The sequence below is a fragment of the Acetobacter sp. AN02 genome (assembly GCF_029759835.1).
In the GTDB taxonomy this organism is placed as follows: Bacteria; Pseudomonadota; Alphaproteobacteria; order Acetobacterales; family Acetobacteraceae; genus Acetobacter.
In genome coordinates, this window is sequence record NZ_JAJJND010000082.1 from 1 (window position 1) to 11,134 (window position 11,134).

Genomic DNA, 11,134 nt, shown 5'->3' on the forward strand with positions numbered 1-11,134 from the left:
ATCTGCAAAATATGGACTTCAGAACCAGATCGATTCATCATCAACCCAATCCACCAAATCCCGGGACTAAACACGTACGACTCAGGTCATGGGGCGGAGTCCTGCCACGCGGGCGAACCGCCTCAATCAGAGGTCCTCAGATCACCTATGTCTCATCCGCAAAGCGCCTGTCCCGCACCTTTCTTTCATAACTATAATATAGAAATAATTTCAGGATCAAACATGAAAATAAAGGAAGTTATTTTTTATAAAATATTCAATAATATTTTCATATATTTTATTTAGTTTCTAATTTTTATCATAGATATAATTAAAAATATTTTAAAACATATTTTTTATGAGATATATTTTCTTAAGTGAAACCAGATGTTCTTTTTGCGTTTCTTTCTCTCAAAGCATTTTAATATATCTTCATTTTGTGAATTCGCCTTATTTCCCACGGCAGATTGAAGCTTGCCCGGGGTGGTCAGGCTCCCGATACAGCACGAAATCAGGGTGAATCCCGGCGGGAGAGCAGGAAAATCCGTCTGCAAAAACCCCGATCTGTTACGAGTCTGCCTGACCGGCAGACGTACCGGACTACCGGAACTGCCATGAAAGACATTTCACGATTCAGACATGTACGCCAAGCCGGACAGGGCTTTACTGCGGTCCGTTATCCCGATCATGACGACCAGGCCAGCGAAGAACCGGTTCAGGCCGTTCCGTGCTGCTATTTTTCTTTTCCGGAAACGAGACGGAAGGCTCTTCCCGCACATCCTGACGCATGGTGTGCCATGGCATGCGCGAAGCTGCACGCGGCACCGCAGCGGCAGGGCTCACCGGCTCCGGCGGCGTCGTGTCATGCGGTTCATAGGCATCGGTCACACGGGCAGCCCTGAGAGGCGAAGCGGCCAGCGGAGATGTTCCTGCACTTGCGGGCTGGCCTTCCTGCTCCGTACGCGGGGCAGCTTTTTCTTCGGATCGGGGGGCGGCTTGCGGAGGCTGCACAGGATCAGGCGCAGCCGGAACGGGATCGACCGGTTTCGGAGCCGTGGCGGCGACAGGCCGGACCGGAGCACCGGGGGCACGAAACTCGGGGGACGGGCGTTCCGGCGCCGGGGGCGGTGTCCACTCGGTCCGGGCAGGCGGTTCGAGTCCGCCGAGTCTTGACGTGATCACCCGGAGTTCCGCCCGGATTTCCTCCAGACGAAGCTCCATCTCCCTCAGACGACTTTTCACGCCGTAGACAGCAAAGGGCATGAACAGGAACAGCAGGGCGAACATCAGCATCAGGGCCAGGAGCGCGGACTGCGCCCAGAGCGGAAGAGCGGGAAGTGATGAAAACTGCATGTATCAGCACCTGTGCCGGGGAAAGGCGTTTCCGGGATGGGTATTCATACAGACCTTAGCATTTGATACCACTCTCCCGCAAAGCCTCCGGGCCTTGCCTGATCCCCGCCGCAGTCGTATGGCCGTCGCAGGTCTGTCCCGTCTTTACCGAACCGGAAAAAGCACCACCTGATGTCTTCTGCCCTGTCCTCGCTGTGTATCCTGACCCTGAGCTGCCCCAACCGTCCGGGGATCGTGGCGACCGTGACTCAATGCCTGTTCGAAAGCGGGGGGGACATTACGGAGGCGCAGCAGTTCGACAACAGCGGCGAGGACGGAGACGAGCCCCGCCGGTTTTTCATGCGTGTGGTTTTCCGGCTGACGGATCTCTCATCCGGGCTTCTGCCTGTGCGTGAGGCATTCCGTTCGGTGGCTGCGGCGTTCGATATGCAGTGGGAGATTTCGGACGCGAACAGACGGGAAAAGGTCCTTCTGCTGGTCTCCCGTTTTGATCACTGCCTGGCGGATCTGCTCTATCGCTGGCGGATCGGGGAACTGCCGGTCGATCCTGTCGGTATTGTGTCCAATCATCCGCGGGACGCCTATTCCCATCTGCATTTTGACGGAATTCCGTTCCATTATCTGCCTGTAACCAGAGACACCAGAGCGGAGCAGGAGCAGCAGATCCGTGAGGTATTCAGGAACAGCGGTGCGGATCTGATGATCCTTGCCCGTTACATGCAGATCCTTTCCGACGATATGGCGAGGGATTTCTCCGGGCGCTGTATCAACATCCACCACTCCTTCCTTCCCGGTTTCAAGGGCGCGCGCCCCTATCACCAGGCGTTCCGCCGCGGAGTGAAACTGATCGGCGCGACCGCACATTACGTGACGCAGGATCTGGATGAGGGGCCGATCATCGAACAGGATGTAGAGCGGATTTCCCACGCCGACAGCCCGGACGATCTGATCCGCAAGGGGCGCGATATTGAGCGCCGCGTACTGGCGCGAGCCGTCAGATATCATATCGAGCGCAGAACCATCCTTTACGGGCGAAAAACAATCGTTTTCGCAAGCTGAACCCGGCGTCCCCGCTACCGCCTCTTGCACCGTGGCAGAGTGTTTCCCATATCGCCTGTAACGGGCAGTTGCCTCCATGAGGGACTGCCGGAACATGACGTCGCCTGAACAGAAGGGACTGAGATATGGATATCCAGAAATTTACGGAACGCTCACGCGGGTTCCTGCAGGCCGCACAGACGATTGCGCTGCGTGAATATAATCAGCAACTGACACCTGAGCACCTGCTCAAGGCTCTCCTTGACGATCCTGAAGGGGCTGCCTCTTCTCTTATTCGTGCGGCCGGGGGCGATCCCAAAGCCGTGCTTACCGCGACCGGCGAAGCTCTTGCGAAACTGCCCAGGGTGCAGGGCGGCGGCGCGGGCCAGCCCCAGGGCACACCTGATCTTGCGCGCCTCCTTGATAATGCCGTGCAGAGTGCGGAGAAGGCGGGAGACAGCTTTGTTGCCCAGGATCGTCTTCTCGTTGCCATCGCTGCGTCCGACACGCCTGCCGGGCGGGCACTGAAGGATCATGGCGCGACGCCTGCCGCACTTGAAAAGGCCGTGGCTGCAATCCGCAAGGGACGCACCGTGACCGGCGAGAATGCAGAGGCCGGATTTGATGCGCTGAAAAAATATGCGCGTGACGTGACGGCTGTCGCGCAGGCCGGAAAGCTTGATCCGGTGATCGGCCGTGACGAGGAAATCCGCCGTGCCGTGCAGGTTCTGGCGCGCCGGAGCAAGAACAACCCGGTTCTGATCGGTGAGCCGGGTGTCGGCAAGACGGCCATTGTCGAAGGGCTGGCACAGCGCATCGTCAACGGTGACGTGCCGGAAGCCCTCCGGAACAAGAAGCTGTTGTCCCTCGATATGGGCGCGCTGATCGCCGGTGCGAAATATCGTGGTGAGTTTGAGGAGCGTCTCAAGGCCGTTCTTAAGGAGATCGAGACGGCCGAGGGGCAGATCATCCTGTTCATCGATGAGATGCATACGCTGGTCGGAGCCGGAAGAAGTGACGGCGCGATGGATGCGTCCAATCTGATCAAGCCGGAACTGGCCCGCGGCACGCTGCACTGTATCGGCGCGACGACTCTGGATGAATACCGGAAGTATATTGAAAAGGATGCGGCTCTGGCTCGTCGTTTCCAGCCGGTTTTCGTGGGTGAGCCGTCCGTGCCCGACACCATCTCCATCCTTCGCGGGATCAAGGAGAAATACGAGCTTCATCACGGGGTGCGTATCAGTGACGGTGCACTGGTTGCCGCTGCGACGCTGTCCAATCGCTATATCACCGACCGCTTTCTGCCGGATAAGGCGATTGACCTTGTTGATGAGGCGGCAAGCCGCCTGCGGATGCAGATCGACAGCAAACCGGAAGAGCTGGATGAGCTGGATCGTCGTGTCATTCAGCTGAAGATCGAGCGGGAGGCACTGCGCAAGGAAGAAGATTCCGCCAGCCGGGACCGTCTGGAAAAGGTGGATGCGGAACTCGCTGATCTGGAAGAAAAATCCGATGCGATGAATGCGGCCTGGCATGCAGAAAAGGATCGCGTGAATGCCGTTCAGAAGCTGAAGGAACAGCTCGACGCAGCCCGTTCCGCAGTTGAGGTGGCGCAGCGCACAGGCGATCTCGGCAAGGCATCGGAGCTGATGTACGGCACCATTCCTGCTCTGGAGGGACAGATCGCCAGAGCACAGGAGGAGCAGGCCGGATCAACGGGGGATCTCGTTTCCCAGTCCGTGACGGAGCAGGGCATTGCCTCTGTCGTGTCGCGCTGGACCGGTGTTCCGATTGACCGGATGCTGGAAGGTGAGCGCGCCAAGCTGCTGCGGATGGAAGACGAGCTGCGGAAGCGCGTGATCGGTCAGGAGACGGCGCTCAGGGCCGTGTCCAGCGCGGTTCGTCGTGCCCGTGCCGGCCTGCAGGACCCGAATCGTCCGATCGGCTCCTTCCTGTTCCTCGGCCCGACGGGCGTCGGCAAGACGGAACTGGTCAAGGCTCTGGCGCAGTTCCTGTTTGACGACGAGAAGGCGCTGCTGCGGATCGACATGAGCGAGTTCATGGAGAAACACGCGGTGGCCCGTCTGATCGGCGCGCCTCCGGGGTATGTCGGATATGAGGAAGGCGGCGTTCTGACCGAGGCCGTGCGGCGGCGCCCTTATCAGGTGATCCTGTTTGATGAGGTTGAGAAAGCGCATGGCGATGTTTTCAACATCCTTCTGCAGGTTCTGGATGACGGACGGCTGACGGATGGTCAGGGCCGGACGGTCGATTTCCGCAACACCATCATCGTCCTGACGAGCAATCTCGGCTCCGAAATGCTGGCGAACCAGCCGGACGGAGAGCCCGCCGAGAAGGTCCGGGCGCAGGTCATGGATGTGGTGCGGGCGCATTTCCGGCCGGAGTTCCTCAATCGTCTGGATGAGATCGTTCTGTTCTCGCGGCTTCAGAAGGCGGATATGGCGCGGATCGTGGATATTCAGATCGGCCGTCTTCAGAGTCTGCTCAATGACCGCCACATTACGATCACGCTGGACGATCTGGCGCATCAGTGGCTGGCGAATGAGGGCTATGATCCGGTCTATGGTGCCCGCCCGCTGAAGCGTGTCGTGCAGCGGGCTCTGCAGAACCCTCTGGCGGAACTGCTGCTGGAGGGTGCCATCCATGATGGCGAGCCGGTGCAGATCTCGGCCGGGGAAGATGGTCTTCTGATCAACGGCCGCTCCGCAGCTGATGTGGATGCTCTCGTCTGATCGGATGTCCGACACGATAAAATGAGGAACGCCCTCCGGTTTCGGCCGGGGGGCGTTTTGCTTTGAATAAGTTCCTGCGCCTCTGTGTGATGCGCGGAAGCCGAAAAAAAACTGCTCTCCTTTCGGGGAGCAGGTTTTCCTTTCAGAGTGTCTGAAGAACGGTGATCAGGAGATACGCTCTCCGTGGAGAGACACGTCGAGGCCTTCCATTTCCTCTTCCGTGGTCACACGCAGGCCGATGGCGATATCGACAATCTTCAGCAGGATGAAGGTCATGACGCCGCACCAGATGATCGTGACACCGACAGCCTCGGCCTGGATGAGAAGCTGATGCAGGGAACCGGAGGTGCCACCCGGATTGGCCTCTGTCGCGCTGAGCGGGCCATAGGCGAACACGCCGGTGAGCAGGGCACCGATGATCCCGCCGACACCGTGTACGCCGAAGGCATCGAGGCTGTCGTCATAGCCGAACGCATGTTTCAGGCTTGTAGCGGAGAAGTAGCATACCACGCCCGTGATCAGACCGATGGCAAGAGAGCCGCCGGGAAGGACGAATCCTGCTGCGGGCGTGATCGCGACCAGTCCGCCGACGGCACCGGAGATGATCCCGAGCACGGTCGGCTTGCCGCGATGGATCCATTCCGTGACCATCCAGCCCACGCCTGCGGCGGCGGCTGCGATCTGTGTGGTTGCCATGGCCATGCCTGCACGGCCGTTCGCGCCGACAGCGGAGCCTGCGTTGAAGCCGAACCAGCCGACCCAGAGCAGGGAGGCACCGATAACGGCGTAGGTCAGGTTAAAGGGAGCCAGATCATCCGCACCGAAGCCGCGACGTTTACCGAGCACGAGAGCGCAGACCAGGCCCGCGATTCCGGCGTTGATGTGCACCACGGTTCCGCCTGCGAAATCCAGTGTTCCGAGACCGCCGAGCCAGCCGATCGGGCTCCAGACCCAGTGCGCGACCGGGGAATACACCACGACGGACCATAGGATGGTGAACAGGCAGAGCGCGGAAAATTTCATGCGCTCCGCGAAGGCACCGGTGATCAGGGCCGGAGTGATGATGGCGAAGGTCATCTGGAACATCATGAAGACGCTCTCGGGGATCGTCATCGTCGTGGCGTTGGAGGAATCCGCCCCGAGGGTGAAGCCGATATCTCCGCCGTTGCTGATGTGTTCACCAAGCGTGCTGAGGAAGGCTTTTGACAGTCCGCCGATCCAGGGTGTGCCCGTGGAGAAAGTGAGGGAATATCCGACGACCATCCAGACGATGGTGATGATGCAGCAGATCGCGAAGCTCTGCATCAGCGTCGCAAGAACGTTTTTCTTGCGGACCATACCTGCATAGAACAGCGCGAGGCCGGGAATGGTCATCATCAGGACCAGAGCCGTGCTGACCAGCATCCAGGCCGTATCGCCCGTATCGATGGCAGGCGGTGCGTCCGCTGCCATGACCGGCGTCGCCATACCGGTGACAGCCAGGGCTGCGGCGGCCATGATTCCTGTCTGCGGGGACAGAATTCTGCGGGATCTGTGCGTTCCTGCTTCCCGTTGTCTCATTAACCAGCTTCTCCTGCAGGCGTTCCGGGCGTTCACCCACCCGCGCAACAGGGATATCCGGTCGTTACGGGTGCGTATGCTCTCTGGATACGTAGCCTAACCGGAACGACTTTCTCAAGAGAGAGACAGCCGAAAGCACAAAAAATCACTTACCGGAGATACGGGTGCGCGTTCTCATGGTGACGAATTCCTCTGCCGAGGTCGGGTGAACGCCGATCGTCCGGTCAAAATCAGCCTTCCGCAGTCCGGCTGCGATCGCGATGGAAAGCCCCTGAATGATCTCCGGAGCGTCCTCGCCATACATGTGAGCCCCCAGCACTTTTTCCGAGGCCTGATCGACCACAAGCTTCATGAAGGTGCGTCTCTCGCGCCCGCTGAGGACGTGCCGCATCGGACGGAATTCCGTGGTGTAGATATCCACGATCCGGTCTTTCGCCGCCTCTTCTTCCGTCAGACCGGCACTGGCAAGCGGGGGCGTGAAGAAGACGGCTTTCGGCGTGGCGTCGAAGTCCCACTCCCGAGCCCGATTCGCGAAAAGACGATCCGCAAGGATATGTCCCTCGGCGATTGCAACAGGCGTGAGATTCAGCCGGTTCGTGACATCACCGATGGCGAAGATACCCGGCTCGTCGGTCTCACTGTCATGTCCGACAATGATCCGTCCCTGTCCGGTTGTTCTGACCCGGGTGTTTTCCAGCCCCAGAGCTGCGGTTTTCGGCACGCGCCCTGTGGCGAACATGACCTGGTCCGCGATGAGATCCTGACCGTTATCCAGCCGGATCTTCAGCCCGTCTGCCGTGCGTGAGATGCTGACCGGCGAGCACTCCTCATGCTGCGTGACAGAACGCAGGTCGAGACCTTTGTGCAGCGCGGTACGCAGTTCCTCATCAAATCCGCGCAGGGGGAGAGTCTGGCGATAGACCAGATCGACCTTTGCACCGAGACCGGCAAAAAGGCCTGCAAACTCAACGCCGATATATCCGCCGCCGATAATGGCGATCCTTTGCGGCATGACCGGAAGGTGAAAGACCTCATCAGAGGTGATGCCCAGTTCCGCGCCTTCGATATCCGGACGGACGGGCTGGCCGCCGGTTGCGATGACAATCCGGTCCGCCGTGATGCGTACGGGCTTTGCTTCGGGATCCAGTTCCGTCGGCTCGACCAGGATGGTGTGTGCATCCTCAAACCGGGCATGTCCGGTGAGGAGACGAACGCCCGACTTATCCAGCATTGACGTGTAGATACCGTTGAGCCGGGAAATTTCCTTGTCTTTGGCCGCGATCAGCTTCTGCCAGTCGAAATCACCGCGCTGCGTGTTCCAGCCAAAGCCATGGCTGTCTGCAACGTAGTCGCCGTATTCTGACGCCTGGACGAGAAGTTTTTTTGGAACGCAGCCGAGATTGACGCAGGTACCACCCCAGTGGCGGCCTTCCGCGACGGCGACCCTGGCGCCATGTGAGGCTGCGATACGTGCGCATCGTACGCCGCCGGAGCCGGCTCCGATCACCAGAAGGTCAGTATCGCGGCTCATGGCTCTCTCCGGGCTTCCTGCTGTTCGCCTGTCTGCCCGCCCGGCTCTTCCTGCCGGGCGGACCTGTCCTGCTTATCGCTCGGCAAACGCCTTTTCAACGACGTAGGCACCCGGGCGGGAATTATTGCCCTCGTCAAAGCCCCGGCTTTCCAGCAGCTTCTCGGTATCGGCAAGCATTTCAGGCGAGCCGCAGATCATGACCCTGTCGAGCTCGGGATCGAAGGCCGGAAGGCCGAGATCGCTGAAGATCTTTCCGTTTTCGATCAGTGTGGTGATGCGATCCGTGACCTCGAAGGCCTCACGCGTTACGGCCGGGTAGTAGCGCAGCTTCTCCGTGATCATCTCTCCGAGGAAGTCGTGCTGCGGCAGCTCGTGGCGGATATGGTTGAAATAGGCCAGCTCGCCCGAGATACGAACCGTGTGGGTCAGGACCACGTTCTCGTAGCGCTCATAGCACTCGGGATCCTTGATAAGGCTCATGAACGGAGCCAGACCCGTGCCGGTGGACAGGAAATAGAGATTCCGGCCCGGACGCAGGTTATCGAGCAGCAGCGTGCCGACCGGCTTGCGTCCGATCAGAACCGTGTCTCCGACCTTGACGTGCTGCAGGCGGGAGGTCAGCGGTCCGTCCTGCACGGCGATGGACAGGAACTCCATGTGCTCCTCATAATTCGGAGAAGCGATGGAATAGGCGCGCAGCAGCGGCTTGCCGTCCACTTCCATGCCGATCATCGTGAACTGGCCGTTCTCGAAACGCAGGGCCGGATCACGCGTGGTCGTGAAGCTGAACAGGCGGTCGGTCCAGTGATGGACGGTCAGCACCTTTGCCGGGAAGAGGTGGCCGTATTCCTTCTCCGGCGGCGCGAGGTGCCACACCCCTTCCTGACCTTCGACCGGCAGCAGACCGGACGGAACCTCATCGGCGGACAGACGTATCTTTATCTCAGACATCAGGACAGCATTCTCCGGATTGCCCGGTCCTGCGTAACGGGGACGGAACAGCGGGGGCTGTGTTCCGTTTCCGCGCCGCGCGGTAGGCAGAAAATCATGGCCGGCCGCAGACCGGCCTGCCGGAGCCGGACTTACCAGAGGCAGGAACCGGCACCTGCGGAGGGACATAGCCTTCCTGATCAAAAGACGCAAACCGCACGGGGTATCGCCTATGTCACGGCCTCAGTCTGTGAAATGCAATCCGACCCCGAGCTCTGCCAGGGTGTCCCAGTAGCCCGGCCAGGTCTTCGCGACGCAGCCCGGGTCGAGAATCGTGACGCCATGCATGCAAAGACCTGCAAGGGCGAAGGACATTGCGATACGATGATCCGCGTATGTCGGAATATGCGCCGTGCAGCTGCTGCCTGTGAGTGCGGGATCTGACATCACGATCAGATCGTCACCTTCCTCTCCGGCCAGTCCCGGGCGGATCAGGTTCAGGCCGCCGGACAGGGCCGCGATACGATCGCATTCCTTCACACGCAGGTTATGGATTCCGACGAACCGGACCGGTTTCGCGTTAAAGGCCGCCATGACCGCAAGGGTTGGTATGGCGTCCTGCATCTGCGAGCCGTCAATCACATCCGGCATGTGCGGAAAGGCGGAAATGATATCCCAGGCGCGGGCATCGGGCTGGGAGAAGTCTTCCGGAGCAAGGCCGATATCGATCCTGCCGCCGGTCAGCTGTCCTGCTGCCCAGAGATAGGTTGCGGCCGAGGCATCCGGCTCGATCAGGACATCCGCCGCTCTGTAGCCGGATGGCTGCACGTCCCAGGAGGTTTCCCCGGTCTGCCTCACCTCTCCGCCAAAAGCGCGCATGCTTGCAAGTGTCAGATCGACATAGCCGCGTGCGTCCAGCCCCTCCCCGCTGAGCTGCACGGAAACCGGAGCATCCGCACAGCCTGCGGCCATCAAAATGGCCGAAATATACTGGCTGGAGAGATTGGCATCGATCGTAACCGCACCACCTGGCAGATGCCCGCTGCCCTGCACCTTGACAGGCGGGCAGCCTGTGGGGGCCTCAGCCCTGACACCCAGAGCCTGAAGCGCTGCAATCAGGGGCGCAATAGGGCGTTTTTGCATATGGGCATCGCCGGTGACGGTCACATCTCCCGGGACCAGAGCCGTCAGGGCAGTCAGAAACCGGACCGCAGTTCCGGCATTACCAAGGAAGAGAGGCTCTGACGGCGGCTTCAGTGCTCCGGAACCGGAGATCACAAAGCCGGTCTCGTCCGGCTCGCTGATCTCCACGCCCATCTGTCGCAGTGCTGCTGCCATGTACCGGGTGTCATCGCTTTTCAGCGCGCCCGACAGATGGCTGACACCTCTGGCCATTGCGGCCAGGGGCAGAGCCCGATTGGTCAGGGATTTGGAGCCCGGTGGCCGGGCATGACCGGTCAGCGGTGAACTGACCGGCTCGACTCTGACTGCGCTGGCTTCTGCTACTCTGACGTTCACGTCTGCTCCTCCGGATATCGGGCCTGCGGGCCGGAAGGCAGCCTCTAGCACGATTTTACGCAGACCCAGCGTGTCGTCTCAGAAGATCAGCCGTATTCGGAGATGATCAGCAGACCCGGGCCGCCATCGCTGACAGCCGCATTATCAGTGCTGTAGGTCAGACAGCCGCTCCCACTACTTCGCCATCCATTCTACCCGGCCAGCGTCCCTGCTGAGAAGCCAGACGACATAACGCAAAGGCGTGACATCGGTACCAACCATACTCACAGATGCATAGATATAGTAATCAATATTCACGTTACTAATAGGAACGGTAAATAACCCGTCCTGATAGAAATATTGAATCACCGTCTCGTTCGCACTCCGCACCAAGCTTCCATCGGCCTTCGTATCTAGGTTCTGTTGACAAAAGATCTTCTCAGACTGGCTTGGACGTGATTCAACGCTGGTCTTTACGGAGACCTGTGGA

The 11,134-nt window shown here is 59.6% G+C and carries 8 protein-coding genes; 2 read left to right on the forward strand and 6 right to left on the reverse strand.

Going from position 1 to position 11,134, the window contains the following annotated elements:
* Positions 1–642: 642 nt before the first annotated feature.
* Positions 643–1,332 (reverse strand): hypothetical protein, encoded by a 690-nt coding sequence (locus LOC54_RS09480; protein ID WP_279313572.1) that lies wholly within the window; start codon positions 1,330–1,332, stop codon positions 643–645.
* Between the two features lie 171 nt (positions 1,333–1,503).
* On the opposite strand from LOC54_RS09480, the gene purU reads away from it, so the two are divergent.
* Positions 1,504–2,391, forward strand: a complete 888-nt coding sequence (gene purU, locus LOC54_RS09485) for a formyltetrahydrofolate deformylase (RefSeq protein WP_279313573.1) — start codon at positions 1,504–1,506, stop codon at positions 2,389–2,391.
* A gap of 125 nt (positions 2,392–2,516) precedes the next feature.
* Positions 2,517–5,126: an ATP-dependent chaperone ClpB gene (gene clpB, locus LOC54_RS09490; RefSeq protein ID WP_279313574.1), complete on the forward strand. Its 2,610-nt coding sequence runs from the start codon at positions 2,517–2,519 to the stop codon at positions 5,124–5,126.
* Positions 5,127–5,291: 165 nt separating this feature from the next.
* Here the strand turns inward: clpB and LOC54_RS09495 are convergent, their stop codons facing one another.
* From LOC54_RS09495 to LOC54_RS09515, 5 genes are all read right to left on the reverse strand, one after another.
* A complete protein-coding gene (locus LOC54_RS09495) occupies positions 5,292–6,623 on the reverse strand; it encodes an ammonium transporter (protein WP_408740332.1) in 1,332 nt (443 codons plus the stop codon).
* Positions 6,624–6,831: 208 nt separating this feature from the next.
* Positions 6,832–8,217 (reverse strand): glutathione-disulfide reductase, encoded by a 1,386-nt coding sequence (gene gorA, locus LOC54_RS09500; RefSeq protein WP_279313575.1) that lies wholly within the window; start codon positions 8,215–8,217, stop codon positions 6,832–6,834.
* 72 nt (positions 8,218–8,289) lie between these two features.
* On the reverse strand, positions 8,290–9,168 hold the full coding sequence (locus LOC54_RS09505) for a ferredoxin--NADP reductase (protein ID WP_279313576.1): 879 nt from the start codon (positions 9,166–9,168) through the stop codon (positions 8,290–8,292).
* Between the two features lie 222 nt (positions 9,169–9,390).
* Positions 9,391–10,665 (reverse strand): 3-phosphoshikimate 1-carboxyvinyltransferase, encoded by a 1,275-nt coding sequence (locus tag LOC54_RS09510; RefSeq protein ID WP_279313577.1) that lies wholly within the window; start codon positions 10,663–10,665, stop codon positions 9,391–9,393.
* Between the two features lie 174 nt (positions 10,666–10,839).
* On the reverse strand, positions 10,840–11,134 hold a 295-nt coding region (locus LOC54_RS09515), incomplete at its 5' end, for a hypothetical protein (RefSeq protein WP_279313578.1).